At 69.6% G+C, this 21,827-nt stretch carries 22 protein-coding genes; 3 read left to right on the plus strand and 19 right to left on the minus strand.

Going from position 1 to position 21,827, the window contains the following annotated elements:
* Positions 1-30: 30 nt before the first annotated feature.
* The 14 genes from nusB to ACWGJP_RS11605 form a co-directional block, all read right to left on the minus strand.
* Positions 31-441 (minus strand): transcription antitermination factor NusB, encoded by a 411-nt coding sequence (gene nusB, locus ACWGJP_RS11540; RefSeq protein WP_452329930.1) that lies wholly within the window; start codon positions 439-441, stop codon positions 31-33.
* 3 nt (positions 442-444) lie between these two features.
* Entirely contained in the window at positions 445-1,005 is a 561-nt protein-coding gene (gene efp / locus ACWGJP_RS11545; RefSeq protein ID WP_452329931.1) for an elongation factor P, read from the minus strand.
* Positions 1,006-1,070: 65 nt separating this feature from the next.
* On the minus strand, positions 1,071-1,508 hold the full coding sequence (gene aroQ / locus ACWGJP_RS11550) for a type II 3-dehydroquinate dehydratase (protein WP_452329932.1): 438 nt from the start codon (positions 1,506-1,508) through the stop codon (positions 1,071-1,073).
* Between the two features lie 21 nt (positions 1,509-1,529).
* Positions 1,530-1,997 (minus strand): hypothetical protein, encoded by a 468-nt coding sequence (locus tag ACWGJP_RS11555; RefSeq protein ID WP_452329933.1) that lies wholly within the window; start codon positions 1,995-1,997, stop codon positions 1,530-1,532.
* Between the two features lie 12 nt (positions 1,998-2,009).
* Positions 2,010-3,098, minus strand: coding sequence for a 3-dehydroquinate synthase (gene aroB, locus ACWGJP_RS11560; RefSeq protein WP_452329934.1), 1,089 nt, complete (start codon positions 3,096-3,098; stop codon positions 2,010-2,012).
* Positions 3,095-3,616, minus strand: coding sequence for a shikimate kinase (locus ACWGJP_RS11565; protein ID WP_452329935.1), 522 nt, complete (start codon positions 3,614-3,616; stop codon positions 3,095-3,097). The genes aroB and ACWGJP_RS11565 overlap by 4 nt, the downstream gene beginning before the upstream one ends.
* Entirely contained in the window at positions 3,609-4,832 is a 1,224-nt protein-coding gene (aroC, locus tag ACWGJP_RS11570; RefSeq protein WP_452329936.1) for a chorismate synthase, read from the minus strand. Before aroC ends, ACWGJP_RS11565 begins: the two co-directional genes overlap by 8 nt.
* 35 nt (positions 4,833-4,867) lie before the next feature.
* The gene (locus ACWGJP_RS11575; protein WP_452329937.1) at positions 4,868-5,686 is read right to left on the minus strand and encodes a shikimate dehydrogenase; all 819 of its coding nucleotides are present in this window, start codon (positions 5,684-5,686) and stop codon (positions 4,868-4,870) included.
* Positions 5,687-5,690: 4 nt separating this feature from the next.
* On the minus strand, positions 5,691-7,058 hold the full coding sequence (gene mltG, locus ACWGJP_RS11580) for an endolytic transglycosylase MltG (protein WP_452329938.1): 1,368 nt from the start codon (positions 7,056-7,058) through the stop codon (positions 5,691-5,693).
* 1 nt (position 7,059) lies between these two features.
* Positions 7,060-7,533 (minus strand): Holliday junction resolvase RuvX, encoded by a 474-nt coding sequence (gene ruvX / locus ACWGJP_RS11585; protein WP_452329939.1) that lies wholly within the window; start codon positions 7,531-7,533, stop codon positions 7,060-7,062.
* Positions 7,530-10,190, minus strand: a complete 2,661-nt coding sequence (alaS, locus tag ACWGJP_RS11590) for an alanine--tRNA ligase (RefSeq protein WP_452329940.1) — start codon at positions 10,188-10,190, stop codon at positions 7,530-7,532. Before alaS ends, ruvX begins: the two co-directional genes overlap by 4 nt.
* Before the next feature lie 61 nt (positions 10,191-10,251).
* Positions 10,252-10,434 carry a hypothetical protein gene (locus ACWGJP_RS11595; RefSeq protein WP_452329941.1) on the minus strand — a complete coding sequence of 61 codons (183 nt, stop codon included), beginning with the start codon at positions 10,432-10,434 and terminating at the stop codon, positions 10,252-10,254.
* Positions 10,435-10,572: 138 nt separating this feature from the next.
* Positions 10,573-11,202 carry a 30S ribosomal protein S4 gene (gene rpsD, locus ACWGJP_RS11600; RefSeq protein ID WP_452329942.1) on the minus strand — a complete coding sequence of 210 codons (630 nt, stop codon included), beginning with the start codon at positions 11,200-11,202 and terminating at the stop codon, positions 10,573-10,575.
* A gap of 196 nt (positions 11,203-11,398) precedes the next feature.
* A complete protein-coding gene (locus ACWGJP_RS11605) occupies positions 11,399-12,748 on the minus strand; it encodes a replication-associated recombination protein A (RefSeq protein ID WP_452329943.1) in 1,350 nt (449 codons plus the stop codon).
* A gap of 104 nt (positions 12,749-12,852) precedes the next feature.
* Between ACWGJP_RS11605 and ACWGJP_RS11610 the strand changes: the two genes are divergently transcribed.
* Both ACWGJP_RS11610 and ACWGJP_RS11615 read left to right on the plus strand, forming a co-directional pair.
* On the plus strand, positions 12,853-13,158 hold the full coding sequence (locus ACWGJP_RS11610) for a hypothetical protein (RefSeq protein WP_452329944.1): 306 nt from the start codon (positions 12,853-12,855) through the stop codon (positions 13,156-13,158).
* Between the two features lie 136 nt (positions 13,159-13,294).
* The gene (locus ACWGJP_RS11615; RefSeq protein ID WP_452329945.1) at positions 13,295-14,212 is read left to right on the plus strand and encodes a formate/nitrite transporter family protein; all 918 of its coding nucleotides are present in this window, start codon (positions 13,295-13,297) and stop codon (positions 14,210-14,212) included.
* Between the two features lie 64 nt (positions 14,213-14,276).
* Here the strand turns inward: ACWGJP_RS11615 and ACWGJP_RS11620 are convergent, their stop codons facing one another.
* The 5 genes from ACWGJP_RS11620 to nirB are packed head-to-tail and all read right to left on the minus strand — an operon-like array spanning position 14,277 to position 20,248.
* Entirely contained in the window at positions 14,277-14,954 is a 678-nt protein-coding gene (locus tag ACWGJP_RS11620; protein WP_452329946.1) for a sirohydrochlorin chelatase, read from the minus strand.
* The gene (locus tag ACWGJP_RS11625; RefSeq protein ID WP_452329947.1) at positions 14,951-16,081 is read right to left on the minus strand and encodes a uroporphyrinogen-III synthase; all 1,131 of its coding nucleotides are present in this window, start codon (positions 16,079-16,081) and stop codon (positions 14,951-14,953) included. The genes ACWGJP_RS11620 and ACWGJP_RS11625 overlap by 4 nt, the downstream gene beginning before the upstream one ends.
* Positions 16,078-17,313, minus strand: a complete 1,236-nt coding sequence (cobA, locus tag ACWGJP_RS11630; protein ID WP_452329948.1) for a uroporphyrinogen-III C-methyltransferase — start codon at positions 17,311-17,313, stop codon at positions 16,078-16,080. Before cobA ends, ACWGJP_RS11625 begins: the two co-directional genes overlap by 4 nt.
* The gene (nirD, locus tag ACWGJP_RS11635) at positions 17,310-17,672 is read right to left on the minus strand and encodes a nitrite reductase small subunit NirD (protein WP_452329949.1); all 363 of its coding nucleotides are present in this window, start codon (positions 17,670-17,672) and stop codon (positions 17,310-17,312) included. The genes cobA and nirD overlap by 4 nt, the downstream gene beginning before the upstream one ends.
* The gene (gene nirB / locus ACWGJP_RS11640; protein WP_452329950.1) at positions 17,669-20,248 is read right to left on the minus strand and encodes a nitrite reductase large subunit NirB; all 2,580 of its coding nucleotides are present in this window, start codon (positions 20,246-20,248) and stop codon (positions 17,669-17,671) included. The genes nirD and nirB overlap by 4 nt, the downstream gene beginning before the upstream one ends.
* Before the next feature lie 183 nt (positions 20,249-20,431).
* On the opposite strand from nirB, the gene ACWGJP_RS11645 reads away from it, so the two are divergent.
* Positions 20,432-21,799, plus strand: a complete 1,368-nt coding sequence (locus ACWGJP_RS11645; protein ID WP_452329951.1) for a DUF349 domain-containing protein — start codon at positions 20,432-20,434, stop codon at positions 21,797-21,799.
* Positions 21,800-21,827: the final 28 nt, after the last annotated feature.

A 21,827-nucleotide genomic window follows, 5' to 3' on the forward strand; every position in this document is an offset into this window, starting at 1 on the left:
CTGCCGTCGGGGTCCGACACGCGTCCGTACTCAGTTCGCGCGCGCCACCCGTGCGAGGACGCCGTGCACGAAGGCGCCGGAGTCCTCCGTGGAGAACTCCTTCGCGAGCTCGACAGCCTCGTCGATGGCCACGGCCGTCGGGACGTTCTCGTTGAAGAGGATCTCCCAGACGCCGATCCGCAGCAGCGCGCGATCGACGGCGGGCATCCGCTCCAGCTTCCAGTCACGGCTGTGCGTCGTGATCTGCTCGTCGATCTCGCCACGATGATCCACGATGCCGTCGACGATCTCGCGGGCGTACATCCAGCTCGCCTCGCGGGCGGGCTCCGACGCCGCCCTCCCCGCCTCGGCGGCGAGGGTCACGGGAATGGCGTCTCCGCGGACGTCCGAGGAGAAGAGGATGTCGAGTGCGCGCTTGCGCGCCTTGGTCCTGGCGCTCACGCCTTACTTCTCGCGGCCGAGGTAGTCGCTGGTGCGGGTGTCGACCTTGACCTTCGTTCCCGCCTCGATGAACAGCGGGACCTGGATCTCGTAGCCGGTCTCGAGGGTCGCGGGCTTCGTGCCGGCCGACGAGCGGTCGCCCTGCAGGCCGGGCTCCGTGTAGGTGACCTCGAGGATGACGGACGGCGGGAGCTCGATGTACAGCGGGTTGCCGTTGTTCAGCGCGATGGTGACCTGCTGGTTCTCCAGCAGGAAGTTCTTCGCGTCGCCGACCGTGGGCGCGCCGACCGTGATCTGGTCGTAGTCCGTGGCGTCCATGAAGACGAAGCCGTCGCCGTCGGTGTACAGGTACGTGAAGTCGCGGCGGTCGACGTTCTCGATGTCGATCTTCGCGCCGGCGTTGTAGGTGCGGTCGACGACCTTGCCGGAGACGACGTTCTTGAGCTTCGTCCGCACGAAGGCGCCGCCCTTGCCCGGCTTGACGTGCTGGAATTCGATGACGCTCCAGAGCTGTCCGTCGATGCTGAGGACGACGCCGTTCTTGATGTCTGCGGTGGATGCCATGAGGAGCGTATTCCGTTTCGTTTCGAAGGTTCGAGGGGCCGCGCGCACGCAGCCGACAGTCGATTCTAAGGGATGAGGGCCGCCAGGCCGCGCACGGCGGTGGCGTACCCGGCCACGCCCTCCCCGATCACACGCACCGCGGCGACGTCGTGCAGGTAGGAGAAGTGCCGGAACTCTTCGCGGGCGTAGACGTCGGAGACGTGGATCTCGGCGAACGGCAACGCGACCCCCGTCAGTGCGTCGCGGAGGGCGACGGAGGTATGTGTGAGACCGCCAGGGTTGATCACGATTCCCGCGCACTCGTTGCGCGCCGCGTGGATCGCGTCGATGAGCACGCCCTCATGATTGGACTGCAGCGCCGTCAGCTCGAAACCCTCAGCGGCTGCCGCGTCCGTCGTGATCCGCACGACGTCCTCCAGCGTCTCCGTCCCGTACACCGCCGGCTCTCTGGTGCCGAGGAGGTTCAGGTTCGGTCCGTTCAAGAGGAGGATGCGGCGGGTCACGTTCGGCACTCTAGCAGCGGCTCAGGCCGAGACCTCAGCGAGGACGAGGACGCCGCGCTCGCCGGCGTCGCAGAAGCTTCCGAACGAGGAGAAGTAGGAATCCGGGTTCCCGCCACCGGGGAGCTGCTCGAGCTCGATGAGAGCGCCCGCACCGGACAGGACGGTCTCCTCGTCGACGACCGTTCCGTCCGCCAGGACCGCCGCTCCGCCCGCTTCGGGGTCGAGGCCGACATCGGACGGCCACACCACCCATGCGCCGTCCGCACTCCCCTGGCCCGACCAGGTGTGGCAGCCGTTGTCCAGCGTGACGATGCCGCCGGCCACGGGCACGGGCTCGACGCCCGCGTCCACGAACACCTCGGCCGCGTCGTGCGCATCGAGCTCGGGGAGGCCGAATCCGCCCTCATCGGCGCCCTGGCCGACGCATCCCGTCAGCAGGAGCATTCCGAGAACGCTCCAGGACACGAGAGTTCTCCGTCGATCGTCCATGCGGGCACCGTATCAGGCACCCACCTCCTGGTAGGCGGCGAACAGCAGGGACTCGTCCGGCGCCTGGAGCACCGTCGGCTTCGCGATGTCGTCCAGCACGATGAACCGCAGCATGCCGCCGCGGCTCTTCTTGTCGCGCTGCATCGTGGCCAGGAGCGTGTTCCAGGCCCCCGCCCGATAGCTCGTCGGCAGGCCGAGGGATTCAAGGATGCTTCGGTGGCGCTCCGCTGCGGCATCCGGGAGACGCCCGGCCAGGCGCGACAGCTCGGCGGCGAACAGCATGCCGACCGAGATCGCGGCGCCGTGTCGCCAGCGGTACCGCTCGGCGTGCTCGATGGCGTGCCCGAGCGTGTGACCGTAGTTGAGGATCTCGCGCTGGCCCGCCTCGCGGAAGTCCTCCGAGACCACACGCGCCTTCATGTCGACGGCGAGCTCGACGGCACGGCGGAACTCCGCGGTCGTGGTGTCGACGGCGCGCTGCGGGTCGGCCTCGATGATGTCGAGGATCTCCGGCGCCCAGATGAAGCCGGCCTTGACGACCTCCGCGAAACCTGCGGTCGCCTCGTGCGCGCTGAGGCTGCCGAGTTCGTCGAGGTCGCCGATGACCGCGCGAGGAGCCCAGAAGGCTCCGACGAGGTTCTTGCCCTCCGCCGTGTTCACGCCGGTCTTGCCGCCGACGGAAGCGTCCACGAGCCCGAGGACCGTCGTCGGCACCTGCACGACCTGGACGCCGCGCAGCCAGGTCGCCGCCACGAAGCCGGCGACATCGGTCACGGCGCCCCCGCCGTAACCCACGACGGCGTCCGTGCGGGTGAAGTCCGCCTGGCCCATGATCTGCCAGCAGAACGCGGCGACCTCGATGCGCTTGCCCTGCTCGGCATCCGGGATCTCGGCGAGCAGCACCTCACGCGGCCCCTCGGAGGCGTCGGAGAGGAGGCGGTCGCGCAGTTCGGCGGCCCTGGCTGCGAGCGTGGGCGGATGGACCACGAGAACCTTGCGGACGGCAGGGTCCAGCGCCCGCGAGACCTCGTCGAGGATGCCCCGTCCCACCTGGATGTCGTAGGCGTCCTGCCCTGTGACGCTGATCGTGGTCGTGCTCATGGCATCCCTCTCCGCCAGTCGGCGATCTCCTGTGCGATTCTGCTCATCGGACGTCGCGACGTGTCGAACACGGCGGTCGCGACCTCCTCGTACCAGCCGCGGCGCTCCTCGAAGATCCTCGCCCAGCGCAGGAGGGGATCCTCGTCGTCGGAGTTGAGCAGCGGCCGAGCGGCTCCCTTGATTCGTTCGGCGACCGCATCCTCGCTGACCGTGAGGAAGACGACGGGATGCTCGCGGAGCAGCTCCCGCGTCTGAGCCGTCACGACCGCGCCGCCTCCGAGGGACACGACGCCGCCCTCGGCGATCGCCGAAGCCACCGCCGCCCGTTCCAGCTCGCGGAAGCGGGCTTCGCCATGCGCGTCGAAGATCGCGGCGATCGCACCGTGCTCGGCGACGATCCTGCGGTCCGTGTCGATGAAGGGCACGTCCAGCAGCTTGGCGACCCGCCGCCCGATGCTCGTCTTGCCCGCGCCCATCGGTCCGACGAGCACGAGCGTACGGGGGCGCCCGTCAGACATCGCTGACGGCGAGTCCTGCCTCCGATGCGGCGGAGGTGCGCAGTTCGGCAGGGATGGCGGCGAGATAGCCCTCGAGGTTGCGTCGGGTCTCCCCCACGCTGTCTCCGCCGAACTTCTCCAGGACCGCACCGGCGATCTCGATGGCTACCATCGCCTCGGCGACGACACCGGCCGCAGGCACGGCGCAGACATCCGAACGCTGGTGATGCGCAGTGGCCGTCTCACCGGTGGCGATGTCGATCGTGCGCAGCGAGTGCGGAACGGTCGCGATCGGCTTCATCCCCGCGCGCACGCGCAGCACGGTACCGGTGGACATGCCGCCCTCGGTGCCGCCGGCCCGATCGGATGCCCTGGTGATCCCCGCCTCGGCGGCGAAGAGCTCGTCGTGGGCGGCGGAGCCGCGGCGTCGTGTGGTCTCGAACCCGTCGCCGACCTCGACGCCCTTGATCGCCTGGATGCTCATCAGCGCCTGCGCGAGTCGCGCGTCCAGGCGGCGATCCCACTGCACGTGGGACCCGAGCCCGGGGGGCAGACCGTAAGCGAGCACCTCGACGATCCCGCCCAGCGTGTCGCCGTCCTTCTTCGCATCGTCGACCTCGGCCACCATGCGCGCAGAGGTCTCCGCGTCGAAGCACCGAAGCGGATCGGCGTCCAGCGCGTCCACGTCGTCCGGCGTCGGAAGCGCAGAGTCATCCGGCACCTGCACGGGGCCGATGGAGAGCGTGTGGCTGACGAGGCGGATGCCGAGCTCCCCGAGGAAGGCCCTGGCGACGGCGCCGAGCGCGACGCGCGCCGCCGTCTCGCGCGCGCTCGCACGCTCGAGGATCGGCCGAGCCTCGTCGAAGTCGTACTTCTGCATGCCGACGAGGTCGGCGTGACCCGGCCGCGGACGGGTGAGCGCCGCGCCGCGCCCGCGGGACTTCTCGGTGAGCTCGACGGGCTCGGGGCTCATCACCTCGGTCCACTTCGGCCATTCGGTGTTGCCGATGCGCAGCGCGATCGGGCTTCCGAGCGTCTTGCCGTGCCGGATGCCGGAGGAGAGCGTGAGCTCATCCTGCTCGAACTTCATGCGCGATCCTCGGCCGTAGCCGAGCTTGCGGCGCAGCAGATCGGCCTGGATCTGCGCGGGCGAGATGGGGACGCCGGAAGGCAGGCCCTCCATGATGGCGATGAGTTCGGGGCCGTGCGATTCGCCGGCCGTGAGCACGCGGAGCATTGCTCCAGTCTCCCATGATCGGAGGGCGTGTGACGTCAGGCGTCGAGTGCGGCACGCATCGCCGCCAGCACCTCGTCCTCTCGATCCAGCACGGCGAGCGGATCTCCGCCGACGAACACGCGGATCTGACGGATCGCCTGGTGCAGCAGCATCCCGAGCCCTGAGACGACCGGAGCAGTCGTCCACGCACCCGCGAGGGCAGAGGGCCATGGCGCATACGCCGCGTCGAAGAGCGCGCCGCCCGCTGCGGCGAAGGCCGCCGACTGCGCACCGTCGAGCACGGTGCCGCTGGGCAGGGTGGCGACGGTGAGATCCACCGGTTCGGCCGGAGCATCGAACGGATGCACCTCGACGGGGATGCCAAGCCGCTCCCCCAACCACTGCAGCGCCGCTGCGCGCTCAGGTCGTCGGGCTCTGGCATCCGCGTGCTCGACACCGAGCTCCCGTGCAGCGACCAGCGCCGACGCCGCCGTGGCTCCCACCCCGAGCAATCGGAGCGTCGACGCCCCGGTGATGGCGGCGTCGCGGAGCGCGTCCAGGATCCCTCCCACATCGGTGTTGAAGCCGACCGGCTCATCGCCGAGCAGCAGGGTGTTCACCGCTCCGGTGAGCTCTGCGTGGGCGTCCCGGCGGACGGAGGCGCGGAACGCGACCTCCTTCAGCGGCATCGTCAGCGACAGCCCTCGCCATGACGCGTCCAGCGAGTCGAGGGCGGCACCGAAGCCGTCCGCGTCGACGCGTCGTCGGTCGTACTCCCAATCCAGCCCGAGGACACGGTACGCGGCCGCATGCAGCGCGGGCGACTTCGAATGCGCGATCGGGTCGCCCCAGACCGCGAGGCGGTGCGGTGTCACCGCGTCAGCATCCGTCCGGATTGTCGCGGCACCACTGCCGCCACTGCTCGACGCCGCGAAGATGCTCCTCATAGGTGACCGAGAAGATCGTCTCGCCGCTCTGCGGGTTCACCGTGACGAAGTAGAACCAGGGCCCGTCCACCGGATGCATAGCCGCATCGATCGCGGCATCACTCGGGTTCGCGATCGGACCGACCGGGAGGCCCTCGTGCACGTAGGTGTTCCAGGGATTGTCGTCGTACTGGGCCTCTTCGCTCGTCGACACGGACCCCGCGTGCAGCTCGCCGTAGCCGTACTGCGCGGTCGAGTCCATCTGGAGCTTCATGCCGTCATCGAGACGGTTCTGGATCACCCTGGACACCTTGGCGAAATCGTCGAGGCGCCCCTCGCGCTGGATGATCGAGGCGATCGTGAGGACCCGCTGCGCGTCCTCATCCGGCACACCCGCGGTGGCGAGCGATTCCCTGGTGCGGTCGACCATCCTGGCGATCACATCCGTGGCCGTCGCACCGGGATCGAAGGTGTACATCGCCGGGAAGATCCACCCCTCGAGGCTGTCGGCGGCCACGCCGTATGCGGAGGGGTCGGCGACGGCGGCCTCGAGATCCGCCAGCGGGAGGCCGAGGGACTCCGCGATCGTGGGCAGCGACGAAGCGATGGTGCCGCCCTCGCGGATGCTCACGGTGTTCTCGAGGCGGTTCTCCGGATTCTCCAGTGCTTCGAGCGCCGCTGCGGCGGTCATCCGCTGCTGGAGCTGGTAGACGCCGGGCTGGAAGTTCGGGTTCAGCCCCTCGTCGATGAGCATGTCGTAGAAGACGTCCTCGGTCTTCGTCACACCGGCCTCGAACAGGGCAGCCGAGATCGGGCGCCCCGTGTCGCCGCTGACGATGGTGACCTGCGCCTCGCCGGTCGCCTCGCCTGCCTCGTAGTCCTTCGGCTCGCCCCAGCCCATGATCTCGTTGATCCTGTCACCATAGGTGTTCATCACCCAGACGCCTCCGGCCGCGATGCCACCGAGGACGACGAGAACGACGATGAGTGCGACGAGGCATCCCTTGCGACGCTTACGACGCTCAGCGGGCCGCTCGTCCTCCTCATCCGGCGCGAAGAGATCATCGAGCGATCCACCGGACGGCGCCGGCGTCTCTGCCGGCAGAGACGCGGCGACGGGCTGCGCGGCGGTGACGGGCTGCGGAGTGTCGGCAGGATGCGGCACGGATGACTCCGCGGGCTCTGCCGCCCCGGCATCCGCACCGCGTTGCGCCGCCTCGCGCGCTGCACGCCGCGAGCCGGGCGCTGCGGGCGTCTGATCCACCGTCGGATGCTCGGTCGACGGGTCCGGCAGATTGTCGAACAGGTCTCCCTGTGCCATGTCAGCTGGTCTCCTCATCGAGATCGACGGCGGCTCCGGCGGGGATTCCGGTGCTCTTCTCCATGTCGATCGCCTGCTGCAGCAGCACGACCGCCGCAACCTGATCCACAATGCTACGAGAGTTCTTCTGGGATCGTCCGGAAGCACGAAGGGCGCTGTGCGCACTGACCGTGCTCAGCCGCTCATCGATGAGGCGCACCGCGACGCCGCTCCGGCGCCCGAGATCCCTGGCGAAGACCCGCGCGTCCCTCGTGGACTCGGTGTCCTCGCCGCGCATGTTGACGGGGAGTCCGACGACGAATTCGATCGGCTCGTACTCCGCTGCGAGCTCGGCAAGTCGCTGCAGGGTCGTCTCCGAGCGCGGCACGGTCTCGACGGGTACGGCGAGCAGGCCGTCGGGGTCACAGCGCGCGACCCCGACCCTGGCCTTGCCGACATCGATCCCGAGACGGATGCCGCGCCGGAAGCCGGTCACGCGTTCCGCAGCGCCGCGACGATGCCGTCCAGCGCGGCGGGCAGCGCTGACGCATCGGCGCCACCGCCCTGCGCGACGTCGTCGCGTCCGCCGCCTCCGCCGCCGAGCACACCTGCGGCGCCCTTGGCGAGGAGGCCCGCCTTGGCCCCGGCGGCGCGCGCCGCGTCGTTCGTCGCGACGACGACGATCGGGCGACCGGCGACGATGCCGCCGATCGCGATGACCGCGGCGTCGGAGCCGAGCCTGTCGCGCACACTGAGCGCGATGCCGCGGATGTCGTCCGCAGAGCCGACCTCGCCGAGCGACTGCGCGCTGACGCGGAACGCGCCCACCTGCTCCGCCGCCTCCGCGATGGCCGGGACGCGTCCTTCGCGCTCCTTGGCCTCGAACTGAGCGATCCGCTTCTCGGCGGCCTTGAGGTTCGACGCGAGCTCCGCGATGCGGTCCTGGAGCTGGTCCCGGGGGGTCTTCAGGTTCGTGACGAGCTGCGAGACGAGTGCGCGCTCGGCCGCCAGCTCGCGGAAGGCGTCCTGTCCGACCAGCGCCTCGATCCGTCGGTTCGAGGCGCCGACCGACGACTCGCCGGTGATGCTCACCAGACCGATCTCGGAGCTCGACGAGACGTGCGTGCCGCCGCACAGCTCCCGCGACCACGGGCCGCCGATGTCGACCATGCGCACGACGTCGCCGTACTTCTCGCCGAACAGCGCCATGGCGCCGGCCTCCTTGGCCTCATCGAGGGTGACGATGCGCGTCGTCACCTCGAGCGCGTCGTTGACCGCGCGGTTCGCGATCTCCTCGATCTCGGTGCGGGTCTCTGCGGAGAGCGCCTGCGACCAGGCGAAGTCGAAGCGCAGGTAGCCGGCACGGTTGAGCGAGCCCGCCTGCGTCGCGCCCTTGCCGAGCGTGTCACGCAGCGCGGCGTGCACGAGGTGCGTCGCGGAGTGCGCCTGCTGGGCGGCTCGGCGATTGGCAGCGTCCACCACGGTGCGCGCGGCGTCGCCCACCGCGACGGTGCCGGTCGAGACCTCGACGGTGTGACTGATCAGGCCGGGGACGGGTCGCTGCACGTCCAGCACGTCGAGCGAGAACCCGGAGCCGACGATCGAGCCCTTGTCGGCGACCTGACCGCCGGACTCGGCGTACAGGGAGGTCTCGGCGAGGACGATCTCGGCGACCTGGCCCTCTGTCGCGCTCTGCGCCGGGTGGCCGTCGACGAGGATGCCGAGCACCCTCGACTCCGTCTCGAGCTCGCTGTACCCGTCGAAACCGGTCTCGCCGAGCGCACGGAGGTCGCGGTAGACGGACACATCCGCGAGCTGACGGCGACGGTTCTTGGCATCCGCCTTGGCGCGTGCCTTCTGCGCGCGCATCAGCTCGTCGAAAGCGCCGCGGTCGACGGAGAGGCCGGCCTCCTCGGCGACTTCGAGTGTGAGGTCGATCGGGAACCCGTAGGTGTCGTGCAGGAGGAACGCCTGATTACCGGCGAGCGTGGAGCCGCCGGTGCTCTTCGTCTCGCTGAGGGCGAGGTCGAGGATCGTCGAGCCCTGGGCCAGCGTGCGCAGGAAGGTCTCCTCCTCGGCGACCGCCGCGCCCGAGAGGGTGTCCCAGTCGGCCTCGAGGATCGGGTACGCGCTCTTCATGGCGTCCTTGGACGCGGTGAACAGCTCGGGGAAGGTGGGCGCGTCGACGCCGAGCAGGCGCATGGCGCGCACCGTGCGGCGCATGAGGCGACGCAGGATGTAGCCGCGGCCCTCGTTGGACGGGCGCACGCCGTCAGAGAGCAGCATGAGCGAGGAGCGGACGTGATCGGCGATGACGCGGAAGCGCACGTCGTCCTCGTGGACCTTGCCGTAGGTCCGCCCGGAGATCTGCTCCGCGCGGTCGAGGACAGGGCGGACCTGATCCGTCTCGTACATGTTGTCGACGCCCTGCTTGAACATCGCGACGCGCTCGAGACCCATGCCGGTGTCGATGTTCTTCTTCGGCAGCGGGCCCGCGATGTCGAAGTCGACCTTGGAGCGGACCTCGCTGAGCAGCTCCTGCATGAAGACGAGGTTCCAGATCTCGGTGAACCGGTTGTCGTCGACGATAGGACCGCCGTCACGGCCGTAGGCGGGCCCGCGGTCGATGTAGATCTCCGAGCAGGGGCCGGCAGGACCGGGCTGGCCGGTGTGCCAGTAGTTGTCCTCCTTGCCCATGCGCTGGATGCGCTCGGCGGGGAGCCCGGCGATCTTCTGCCAGAGGCGAGCCGCTTCGTCGTCGGTCTCGTAGACCGTGACCCAGATGTCCTTCTCCGCGAAACCAAGCCCGCCGTCCGCCTCGGTACGCGTCAGCAGGTCCCAGGCGTAGCTGATCGCTCCCTCTTTGAAGTAGTCGCCGAACGACCAGTTGCCCAGCATCTGGAAGAACGTGCCGTGGCGTGCGGTCTTGCCGACCTCTTCGATGTCGTTGGTGCGGATGCACTTCTGAAGGTCCGCCGCACGGGGGTACGGCGCAGGGACGACGCCCGTGAGGTAGGGGACGAACGGGACCATTCCCGCGATCGTGAACATCACGGTCGGGTTGTCGCTCACCAGGGATGCCGATGGCACGATGGTGTGGCCGTTGTTCTCGAAGAAGTTCAGATAGCGCTGCGCGATGTCCGCAGTTTTCATAGGGGTACGGCTGTCCTCGTGTGAAGGGGAAGGCTCCGCGGGCACGGAACCGGGAGGTCGGTCAGTTCTCGTCGGCCAGGCGCGCTTCCTGCGCGCGGTAGGCCTCGCCGAGGATCGCGGTGAAGCCGCTGATGCGGGCATCCACCTCGGCGAGCAGGTCGTGGCCGCGGGGGTCCTTGTTCATGAAGTGCGCGGCGACGAATCCACCGATCACGCCGATCAGGAACCACAGCAGTTTCTTCATGTCGATGTCCTCGCCCTCGGGCCGCGCAGACGCGGTTCTTCCATCGTATGCGGAATCGCACCCGGATACGACGAGAGGCGCCGGGATGACCCGGCGCCTCTCGCCATGACCTGAACAGGTCCGCAGAGCTCGGAAGCGTCAGCGAGCCGCGTAGTACTCGACGACGAGCTGCACTTCACAGGTCACGGGGACCTCGGCGCGCTTCGGGCGACGGACCAGACGGGCCTGCAGCTTGTCGAGCTCGACCTCGAGGTAGCCGGGAACCGGGGGAAGCACCTCGGCGTGGCCACCGGCCGCTGCCACCTGGAAGGGCTCGGTGCCCTCGCTCTTGGGCTTGACGTGGATGAGCTGGCCCGGCTTCACGCGGAAGGACGGACGGTCGACGAGCTGGCCGTCGACGAGGATGTGACGGTGCACGACGAGCTGGCGGGCCTGCGCCGTGGTGCGGGCGAAGCCGGCACGGAGCACGAGGGCGTCGAGACGCATCTCGAGGAGCTCGACGAGGTTCTCACCGGTCAGGCCATCGCGGCGACGGGCCTCGTTGAAGGTGTTGCGCATCTGCTTCTCGCGGATGCCGTACTGCTCACGCAGACGCTGCTTCTCGCGCAGACGGACGGCGTAGTCGCTGTCGGCCTTGCGCTTGGTGCGGCCGTGCTCGCCGGGAGCATACGGGCGCTTCTCGAGGTAGCGGGCGGCCTTCGGCGTCAGCGGAATGCCGAGCGCACGGGACAGACGGACCTTGCGGCGGTCCTGGGACTTCGTGACCACGAAGTTCTTCCTTTCCATGACGTGGACGTGCCTTTCACGTCGCACGGGCGTATCTCCGTCGCTCTGCCTCGATGTGCACGCCGGGGCACGGTTCGAGGTGGGGATGAGCGAGGGGATGCCCGAAAACACGGTTTCGAGCCGCTCAAGTCTAACAGACGCCCGATCAGGCGACGCCTTCCGGGCCTCGGCGATCCGTTCAGCGTCCGCCGAGGATACGGCGGATCCGCTCGAGCCTGGCCGAGACGTCGCGCTCCGCACCCAGTTCCTTCGGGTTGTAGTACCGACGCCCCTGGAGCTCGTCAGGCAGGTACTGCTGGGGCACGATGCCGTGCTCGTTGTCGTGCGGGTACCGATATCCCTTGCCGTGCCCGAGACGCTTCGCTCCCGGATAGTGCGCGTCCCGGAGGTGCACCGGCACGCGTCCGAATCCGCCGGCCCTGATGTCGGCGATGGCCGCGTCGATTCCGGCATATGCGGCGTTGGACTTCGCGGTGGTGGCGAGATAGACGGTCGCCTCGGCGAGCGGGATACGCCCCTCCGGCATCCCGATGAACGCGACGGCGTCCGCCGCGGCCGTCGCGATCACGAGCCCCTGCGGGTCGGCGAGACCGATGTCCTCCGCCGCCGAGATGACCAGACGCCTGGCGATGAAGCGCGGGTCCTCCCCCGCCTCGATCATCCGCGCCAGGTAATGCAGCGCCGCATCCGGATCGGATCCGCGGATCGATTTGATGAAGGCGCTGATCACGTCGTAGTGCTCATCGCCCTGTCTGTCGTAGCGGAGCAGGGCCCTGTCGACGGCCTGGGCGACGTCGTCATCGGTGATCACGGGGACCTGGGCGTCGTCGTCATCGGTGGCGTCCTCGACGCCGGACAGCGCGACCGCCGCCGCCGCCTCGAGGCCGGTGAGCGCCCTTCGCGCATCGCCGGAAGCGAGCCTGATCAGTGCAGAGCGCGCCGAGTCGTCCAGGCTCACCGATGCGGAGAGGCCACGCGCATCGACGACGGCACGGTCGACGAGCTCGCCGATGTCGTCGTCGGTGAGCGGCTGCAGTGTGAGCAGCAGCGATCGCGACAGCAGCGGCGAGATCACCGAGAAGGACGGGTTCTCCGTCGTGGCGGCGATGAGGATGACCCAGCCGTTCTCCACACCGGGCAGCAGAGCGTCCTGCTGCGCCTTGGTGAAGCGGTGGATCTCGTCGAGGAAGAGGATTGTGGTCTGCCCGTACAGATCGCGCTGGGTCACGGCCTCCTGCATGACCTCCCTGACGTCCTTCACACCGGCCGTGATGGCGGAGAGCTCGACGAAACGCCGGCCGGAGGAGCGGGCGATCGCCTGGGCGAGCGTGGTCTTGCCCGTACCGGGCGGACCCCACAGGATGATCGACACCGCGCCGGGTGACGCAGCCGCTGGGTCCGCGAGGGCGAGGATGGGCGAACCGGCGCGCAGCAGATGGCGCTGCCCGGCGACCTCGTCGAGCGACACCGGGCGCATCCGGACGGCCAGCGGCGTCTGGCCGGACATGAGCGGGGCCGGTGAAGTCATGAGACCAGGCTAATGCGCGCCGTGGACACCCGGTCGATGACGGTCGGGAAGCCTCACGACGGTAGGCTCGCAGATGCTGTTCCGCACACGGAGAAGGGTTGACGATGGCCGGACGTGGTACCCCCAGCGCCAAGCGCGCACGCTCGGAGGCAGAGCGCGCCCGCGTCTACGCCGCACGCACCGCCTGGCATGAGGGGCGGATCCGTCGGCGCGTCAGGGACAACGTCCTCGTCGGCGTCGTCGGAGGACTGCTCGTCGTCGGCGCGATCGGCAGCCAGTTCGTGCACGCCCAGGTGACCGCGCCAGAGCCGACAGAGACGACCACGCCCTCGCCGACCGCTCCGGTCGTCGAGACCCCTGCCTCGACCCCCGAGCCCAGCGTCGTCCCCACCGAGACCCCCGCAGGCTGAGTTCTCACAGCGGCTCCGCGCCCATGTGCGCGATTCGCACCAGAGACGTAACCTCGCGGGTCTCCCGCTGAAACGCCTCTCCTCCACGCTGGACGAAGATGAGCCAGAACGGCTCCCGTCCCCCGCTGGAGGTTCCGTGTCCTACGTCAAGCCAGCCGTTCTCGTCACCCGCATGGTCGACGCCGGCGCATACAAGATGCAGTTGTCCACCAGGGACACCCTGGTCCGCTCGTTCATGGGCGCGGCGCTGCTCACGATCGCCGCCGCGTTCGCCGTGACCGTGTCCACCCAGACAGGGCAGCCGCTGCTCGGCGCCGTCCTGTTCCCCGTCGGCTTCGTCATGCTCTATCTGCTGGGCTACGACCTGTTGACCGGCGTCTTCACACTCGGCCCTCTCGCGGTGCTCGATCGCCGGCCCGGAGCGACCTTCGGCGCCCTCATGCGCAACTGGGGGCTGGTCTTCCTCGGCAACTTCGGTGGAGCGTTCCTCGTCGCCGTCCTGATGGCCATCTACTTCACATACGGCTTCTCGACCGAGCCCAGCGCGGTCGGCCAGGCGATCGGGGAGATCGGACACGGTCGCACCGTCGGCTACGCGGATCACGGGGCGGCGGGCATGCTCACCCTGTTCATCCGCGGCGTGCTCTGCAACTGGATGGTCTCCACGGGCGTCGTGCTCGCCATGATCTCCGACTCGACGATCGGCAAGATCGTCGCGATGTGGCTCCCGATCATGCTCTTCTTCTACATGGGCTTCGAGCACTCGATCGTCAACATGTTCCTGTTCCCCTCCGGGCTGCTGCTCGGCGCGGACTTCACCATCTGGGACTATCTGATCTGGAACGAGATCCCCACGGTGATCGGCAACCTCGTCGGCGGTCTGCTCTTCGTCGGCCTGCCGCTATACCTCACCCACGGACGCACCAAGCAGCGCGCCCTGAAGTCGTCGCGTCGTCGCACCACCTCGATCAGCGCGGTCGCCACGCCTGCAGCGGCGACGTCCGTCGACGAGGTCCCGGTCGAGAGCGAGCCGGAGACGGTCGGGGCGCGCTGAGCGCGACGACCGGAAAGAGGGGCGGTGCCGGATATCCGGCACCGCCCCTCTTGCGTGAACGAGGTCAGGCGGCGGCGAAGCGCTCGACGACCACCTGGGCGATCCTGGGATCGGCGCCGAGCGGCTCGGAGACGACATCGGCGCCGCTGGCCCTGACCCGACCGGCGAAGAACCCGGGAGCCAGCACATGGCTGGCCGCGATCACACGACCGGAACCGCCGTTCTTCGCCGCGCGCACCGCCGCATCGATGCGAGGCTCCGCCGCGGAGGCGTATCCGATGGTGATGGGGGCGGGGATGATCCTGCCGAGGTGGCGAGCCGCCTCGGCGACGTCGGCGACGGCATCCGGATTGCTCGATCCTGCCGCGGCGAGGACGACGCGATCGTCCTCGCGCCACGTGCCGCCGACCGCGGCCCGAAGACGGGTGGCGAGGACCTGCGCGATGAGCGGATGCGTGCCCAGCGGAGCGGCCTGCACCGCGTTCGCATATCGGGAGACCGCCTCGGCGATGTCCACCGCCGTGTGGAAGCCGACAGACAGGAGCAGGGGTACGACGACGACGTCGTCGAGGGCCGCCTCCTCCTCCAGGACGGAATCGATGTCCGGCTGCTGCACATCGACGAAGGCCTGGACGACCTTCGTCTCCGGGAGCAGCGAGCGCACGAGATCGACCAGGTCGGCGATGGCCTGTCGCCCCTCGAGGGAGTCCGTTCCGTGCGAGCAGGCGATCAACGTGGTCATGAGCTCTCCTCCACCGCGAGTCGGTACCCGCGCTTGATCACGGTCTGGACGACCGATGGACAACCAAGGGCCTCCCGGAGCCGGCCGACGGCCACTTCCACCGCGTGGGCGTTCTCCCCGCCGCGCGGCAGGGCACGGCCGAGCTCATCGCGCGCGAGCACACGGCCCTGCGCATCGAACAGCGCGCCGAGCACACCGGCCGAAGCCCGGGACAGCGGGATGAACGAGCCGTCGAGCAGGGCTCCCCCGCTGCGCACCTCGAGGTCTCCGGCCGGCGTCCGCAACCGCGGGGCGCTGCCGCCGCCGAAGTGGTCGATGACGCACCGGGCGAGGGATCCGAGACGTCCGCGCGCTGCGAGCGTGACGGTGAGCCCTGCGGCGTCGAGCGGAGCAGCCGTGACCGGACCGACGGCGGCGAGCAGCAGCCGGCCGTTCGCGGCCCTGGCGCGCACGGCGTCGAGCATGCCGGCACGCTGCGCGGTGGCGATCCACTCCGCCGCGCCTGGCGCAGAGGTGAACAGCACCGCGTCGACCTCGCCTGAGCCCGCCTGCACGGTGGAGCGATGCACGAGCTGCGGATCAGGCGGAGGCCCCCAGCGGTACACGGTGATGCTCACCACATCCGCCCCGCCCGCGGTCATGAGCTCGTCCAGGCCATCCGCTCCTGCACCGTGATGCTGGACCGCGACACGCTTGCCCGCGACCCCGATCCCGGTCAGGTACTCCCCCACCTCGGCAGCCGTCTCCGACTCCGCGACCCAGTCCGCCGTGAATCCCGCCTGCTGGATCGCTCCGTGCGCCTTCGGCCCGCGCGCCACGAAGAGGGTCTGCGCGAAGGCATCCGCGAGCTCCTCGGCGAGGCCGTTCTCGTGAGCGGCATCCATCCATCCCCGGAAGCCGACACCGGTGGTGACGATCACCACGTCCGGCGGCTGCGCGATGAGTTCCTCTGTACGTGCGAGCAACTGGGCGTCATCGGCGTTCGGCACGATGCTCAGCGCGGGTGCCCGATACGCGGCGCCGCCTCTGCGCTCCAAGGCGCTCGCCAGGTCCGCGGCGCGCCGGTCGGCCGCGATCACGATCGTGCAACCGATCAGTGCGGCATCCAGCTGTCGCGGTGCCGTCACGCCAGGGCGGCCCTGCCCGTGACCCCGGTCGGAAGGAGGAGGTCAGCCCTCGTGACATCGCCGATGACGATGACGGCCGGGTTGCGCAGCCCGATCGCGGCCGCGTCGGCGACGGCGCTCCCCAGTGTCGTGCGCGTCGTCCGCTGCTGTGCCGTGTGTCCGCTCTCCACGAACGCCATCGGCCGATCATCGCGGATGCCGTGACGACGCGCTTCCGCGACGAGGCGCGCGAGGGCTGCGACGCCCATGAGGACGACGGTGGTGACGGCGGGATCGGCCATGGCTTCGAGCGTAGCGGTGCCGATGCCCCCCTGCCCGTTCACGACGTGGAAAGCCGAGGCCGTGCCGCGGTGCGTGACCGGGATTCCCGCTGCCTGCGGCACCGCGACCGCACTGGACGGCCCGGGGGTCACGTCCACGGCGATGCCCGCCGCATGGCAGGCCATCAGCTCCTCACCGCCCCGGCCGAACACGAAGGGGTCCCCGCCCTTCAGACGGACGACGCGTCGTCCGCGCAGCGCATGCTCGACGATGAGCCGGTTGATCTCCTCCTGAGGCACAGGGTGATGCCCTGGCTGCTTGCCCACGTCGATGACCTCGACATCGGGGCCGAGACCCTGCACGACCTCATCAGCGGGACCGAGACGATCGGTGACGATGACGTCTGCCTCGGCGATGAGCCGCCGGGCCCTGACGGTCATCAGATCCGCGGGTCCTGGCCCGCCGCCGACCAGATCGACTCGTCCGATTCCGGAAGCCCTGCGTCGGCGCATCGGCAGGCTGCCGGTCGCGATGAGGTCCCCGATCGCATCGCGGATCGCGACGGAGCGGCGCGGGTCAGCACCGACGCTGCTCGTCACGGCGACCGTGACGTCTCCGGTCTCGAGCTGCGCCGTGAACCGTGCCGTGCCATGAGCGCCGTCTCCGGCGTTGATGCACAGGATCCGTCGGCGCTCGCAGTGCGCGGCGACGGCGAGGTCGGTCTTCGTGCTCCCCGTCGCCGTGTGGACCACCCAGGCTCCGCCGATGTCGGATGCCCTGAACCGCCGCGGCGTCCACGGGATCCCATGCCGTTCGACGAGCGCAACGGTTGCGGCATCCAGCTCCGGCGCGACGACGCGCGGCGTCGCCCCCTCGGCGAGGAACCGGCCCAGCCGCTTGGCCGTGACCACACCGCCGCCGACGAGCAGGACGTCACGTCCGGTCAGGGAGACTCCGAGCATCACCGTCATCGCAGTTCCTCCTGCTTCAGCAGGACGTCGCCGTCCTGCACCTGCACCGTCCACACCCGAAGAGCGAGCGGTTCCTTGCCCTGGGCATCGAGGCAGGCCCCGGTGCGCAGATCGAACACCTGCTTGTGCATCGGCGAGGCCACTGTCGGCGTGTCGCCGCGGGTGCCGACGATCCCCCTGGACATCACATTGGCCCCGCTGTACGGGTCGAGATTCGACACGGCATGCACCGTGCCGTCGGCGAGCAGGAAGAGCGCGATCTGCGTCGTGCCGAACAGAGCGGCCCTCCCTCGCTCGACCTCGAGATCGGCGAGGGAACAGACGCGCACCAGCGCCGTCCGGTCTGTCGCGATGGTCATCGCCGCACCTCCAGACGCGATCCGGCGATGAGAACGGCTCCCTGCTCGCGCTCCTGCGCCGTGGCCGGGCGCTTCTGCCCCCGTTCCGGCACATAGGCCAGCGAGGGATCCGGCGTGTCCGCCGCGTTGACGAACGACTCGAAGCGGCGCAGCTTCTCCGGATCGCGCAACGTCGCCGCCCATTCGTCCTCGTAGCGCTCCACATGCAGCGCCATGGCCGCATCGAGGTCCGCGCAGATGCCGAGGCTGTCGTCGAAGATGACCTCCCTGAGGCCGTCGATGCCGCCCTCGAGCTCCTCGCACCAGGTCGCCGTCCGCTGCAGACGGTCGGCCGTGCGGATGTAGTACATGAAGAACCGGTCGATCGCGGCGATCAGCCCCGCGTCGTCGAGGTCCGAGGCGAGCAGCTGGGCGTGTCTCGGCGAGAACCCGCCGTTGCCGCCCACGTACATGTTCCAGCCGTTCTCGGTCGCGATGACGCCGACGTCCTTGCCGCGGGCCTCCGCGCACTCCCTGGCGCAGCCGGACACACCGAGCTTGAGCTTGTGGGGCGCCCGCAGGCCTCGGTAGCGCAGTTCCAGCGTCACTGCCATACCGACGGCGTCCAGCACACCGTAGCGGCACCAGGTCGATCCGACGCAGGACTTCACCGTGCGGAGGGACTTGCCGTACGCCTGGCCGGACTCGAAGCCCGCGTCCACGAGACGCTGCCAGATCAGCGGCAGCTGCTCGAGCCGCGCACCGAACATGTCGATCCGCTGCCCGCCGGTGATCTTCGTGTAGAGGCCGTACTCGTCGGCGATGCGGCCGATCGCGATGAGGCCGGCCGGGGTGACCTCGCCGCCGGGCATCCTCGGCACGACCGAGTAGGTGCCGTCCTTCTGCATGTTGGCCATCACGTGGTCGTTGGTGTCCTGCAGCGCTGCGTTCTCGCCCTCCAGCACGTGGTCGCCGACGAGCACCGCGAGGATGCTGGCGAGCACCGGCTTGCACACGTCGCAGCCGCGCCCGCGTCCGAAGCGGGCGATAACGGCGCTGAACGTGGCGAGGCCCGACACGCGCACGGCGTCGAACAGCTGCCTGCGCGACAGATCGAAGTGCTCGCAGAGCGCGTTGGAGGCCGACTGGCCCGTCTTCGCGAGTTCCTGACCGACGATCTTCTTCACCGTGAAGATGCACGAACCGCAGGTCGCCCCCGCCTTCGTGCACGCCTTCACCGCTCCGGCATCCGCGCAGCCCTCGTCGTGGACGGCACCGCGGATGCGGCCGGCCGTCACGTTCGAGCAGGAGCACACCACGGCCTCGTCCGGCAGCTCTCCGGCCGGCGCCTCGACGCCGCCCTCGGGCATGAGGTAGGCCGCAGGATCCGCGCCGAGAGGTGCGCCGACGAGCGGTCGCAGCGATCCGTACGCGGACGCGTCGCCGACGAGGATCCCGCCGAGAAGCGTCTTCGCGTCGTCGGAGAGCACGAGCTTCTTGTAGACCCCCGAGACCGGGTCTGCGAAGACCACGTCGAGGGCGTTCGGCGTGGTCGCCATGGCATCGCCGAAGCTCGCGACATCGACGCCGGAGAGCTTGAGCTTCGCGGATTCGTCATACCCGGGGAACGTCGCGTCTCCGCCGAGCAGACGCGTCGCGGCCACTTCCGCCATGGCGTACCCTGGCGCGACGAGACCGACGGAGCGTCCGTCGAAGTTCGCGACCTCGCCGATCGCCACGATCCTCGGGTCGGCTGTCCTGCACCGCTCATCGATGAGCACGCCGCCGGAGGGGTGCACGGGCAACTGGGCCGCTCGTGCCAGCTCGTCCCTCGGGCGCACGCCGACCGTGAACACGACGACATCCGCGGCATGCATGCTGCCGTCCTGGAACTGCAGCGCCGCGACGGCTCCCGATGCGTCAGGATCGAGCCTGGTCGTCCTCGTCTGCGTGCGCACGGAGATGCCGCGCGCCTCGATGAGCCTGCGCAGCATCGTCCCGCCCGCGAGGTCCAGCTGCGCCGACATCAACCGATCCGAGGACTGCACCACGGTGCACTCCACATCGAGACCCTGCAACGCCCCTGCCGCCTCCAGGCCGAGGAGGCCTCCGCCGATGACGGCGCCGCGCAGCGGACGCCCGAGTGCTTCCGTGCGCGCTCGGACGTAGTCGCGGAGCGCCTTCACATCGTCGAGCGTGCGATAGACGAAGCATCCGGGAAGATCCGCGCCGTCGACCGCGACGCGTGCGGCGTAGGATCCCGTCGCGAGCACGAGCGTCTCGTAGGTGTACTCGGCGCCGGAGCGCGTCCGCACCGACTGCTGCGCCCGATCGATCCTCGTCACGCGGTCGGAGGCGACGAAGCGGACCCGCTCGTCGTCCATGACCGAGGCATCCAGGGCGAGGTCGTCTTCGGAGGAGCCCGAGAAGAATCCGGTGAGCCCGACCCTGTCGTACGGGCCGCGTCCCTCATCACCGATCACGGTGATCCTGCGCCCGTCATCGGAGCCGCTCAGCAGGCTCTCCACGAACCGGTGCGCCACCATGCCCGCACCGATCACCAGGACCTCCGTCCCGTGCTGCTGCGTCCTGTCCATGGACCCTCCCGTTCTCGCTGACGCCGACGCTAGGCGGCCGGTGTTTCGCGAAGAGGACGGGCGGCGTTACGCGCAACGAACGATCTCCTCACAAACTGATCACGAGAATGTGAAAGCGTGCGCATACTAGGCTGAACACCGTCCCTTCCCACTCCCGCGGGATGACCGCGCAAGGAGAGCAACGTGTCTGCCACCGATTCCCCGAAGCCGACTCCCCCCGTGCCCGCGCCGCCGGTGCCGGCCCCGCCGCGCATCCCGACGCCGCCGAAGCGCCCCACGGCGGCCGCTGCCGCGCCCGTCGTCTCTGCCGCCCCGACGATCGAGGGCGCCGCGGAATGGGGTCGCGCCGCAGACGACGGCACCGTCGAGGTCCGCGAGGGCGAGGCCTGGCGCGTGGTCGGTCAGTACCCCGACGCGACGCCGGCAGAGGCATTGGCCTACTTCGTCCGCAAGTTCGAGGATCTGGCGTTCAAGGTGACCACGCTCGAGCAGCGCCACGCCGGCGGAGGAGCCGCCGCCGGCGAGCTGTCCGCGCAGGCGGCGCACCTGGTCGAAGAGACCACGGATGCTGCTGCCGTCGGCGACCTCGCGGGTCTGAAGGAGCGTCTGGCGACCCTCACGACCGCGCTCGCCGAGGCCAGCGCGGCGGAGGCGCAGCAGGCGAAGGAGGCGCTCGACGCCGCCATCGCCGAGCGTACGGCGCTGGTCGAGAAGGCCGAGGAGATCGCGGCTCGCGATCTGTCCAAGGCGCACTGGAAGCAGGTCACCACCGAGCTGACCGACCTTTTCGACGCCTGGCAGTCCCAGCAGCAGAACGGGCCCCGGTTGCCGAAGTCCGTCTCGCAGCAGCTCTGGAAGCGCTTCCGTGACGCCAGGGCGACGGTCGATCGCCAGCGCCGCGCCTTCTTCGCAGAGCTCGACGAGACCCACAAGGCGGCCCGCGACGTCAAGGCCCGCCTCGTGGAGCGTGCGGAAGCCCTCGCGCCCCGCGGCGTCGACGGCATCCCGGCCTACCGCCTGCTGCTCGACGACTGGAAGGCAGCCGGCCGCGCCGGCCGCAAGGTGGACGACGCCCTGTGGGCGAAGTTCAAGGCGGCAGGAGACGCCCTCTACCAGGCGCGCGCCGACCAGGCCGCCGCCGACGAAGCGGACTCCGCCCCCAAGATCGAAGCCCGCACCGCCCTCCTCGAAGAGGCGAAGGCCGTCGCCGACGAGTCGAACATCAAGGCGGCTCGTGCCCTGCTGACGCGTATCCAGCGCCAGTGGGACGAGGTCGGCCGGATCTTCCCTCGGGAGCGCGAGCGTGCGCTGGATGACAAGCTGCGCGTCATCGAGCAGGCTCTGAAGGCCCGCGAGGACGTCGACTGGAAGAAGAACAATCCGGAGACGAAGGCCCGCGCGAACGACATGAGCCAGCAGCTGCTGGACGCGATCGCGAAGCTCGAAGCGGAAGAAGCGGCGGCGAAGGCCGCGGGCGACAAGAAGGCGGCGACCGTCGCCGCCGAGGCGATCGCTGCCCGCAAGGCCTGGCTGAGCGCACTCGGAGGCTGATCCTCCGGCCCGCTCTCCACAGAAGACG

The sequence above is a fragment of the Microbacterium sp. NPDC055903 genome, assembly GCF_053615555.1.

What these genes read in the sequence shown, in the direction of transcription:
- efp (WP_452329931.1), bottom strand. Translation starts at nt 1,005, where the DNA reads ATGGCATCCACCGCAGACATCAAGAACGGCGTCGTCCTCAGCATCGAC.
- ACWGJP_RS11555 (WP_452329933.1), bottom strand. Translation starts at nt 1,997, where the DNA reads ATGGACGATCGACGGAGAACTCTCGTGTCCTGGAGCGTTCTCGGAATG.
- aroB (WP_452329934.1), bottom strand. Translation starts at nt 3,098, where the DNA reads ATGAGCACGACCACGATCAGCGTCACAGGGCAGGACGCCTACGACATC.
- ACWGJP_RS11565 (WP_452329935.1), bottom strand. Translation starts at nt 3,616, where the DNA reads ATGTCTGACGGGCGCCCCCGTACGCTCGTGCTCGTCGGACCGATGGGC.
- aroC (WP_452329936.1), bottom strand. Translation starts at nt 4,832, where the DNA reads ATGCTCCGCGTGCTCACGGCCGGCGAATCGCACGGCCCCGAACTCATC.
- mltG (WP_452329938.1), bottom strand. Translation starts at nt 7,058, where the DNA reads ATGGCACAGGGAGACCTGTTCGACAATCTGCCGGACCCGTCGACCGAG.
- alaS (WP_452329940.1), bottom strand. Translation starts at nt 10,190, where the DNA reads ATGAAAACTGCGGACATCGCGCAGCGCTATCTGAACTTCTTCGAGAAC.
- ACWGJP_RS11595 (WP_452329941.1), bottom strand. Translation starts at nt 10,434, where the DNA reads ATGAAGAAACTGCTGTGGTTCCTGATCGGCGTGATCGGTGGATTCGTC.
- ACWGJP_RS11605 (WP_452329943.1), bottom strand. Translation starts at nt 12,748, where the DNA reads ATGACTTCACCGGCCCCGCTCATGTCCGGCCAGACGCCGCTGGCCGTC.
- ACWGJP_RS11610 (WP_452329944.1), top strand. Translation starts at nt 12,853, where the DNA reads ATGGCCGGACGTGGTACCCCCAGCGCCAAGCGCGCACGCTCGGAGGCA.
- ACWGJP_RS11620 (WP_452329946.1), bottom strand. Translation starts at nt 14,954, where the DNA reads ATGACCACGTTGATCGCCTGCTCGCACGGAACGGACTCCCTCGAGGGG.
- cobA (WP_452329948.1), bottom strand. Translation starts at nt 17,313, where the DNA reads ATGACGGTGATGCTCGGAGTCTCCCTGACCGGACGTGACGTCCTGCTC.
- nirD (WP_452329949.1), bottom strand. Translation starts at nt 17,672, where the DNA reads ATGACCATCGCGACAGACCGGACGGCGCTGGTGCGCGTCTGTTCCCTC.
- nirB (WP_452329950.1), bottom strand. Translation starts at nt 20,248, where the DNA reads ATGGACAGGACGCAGCAGCACGGGACGGAGGTCCTGGTGATCGGTGCG.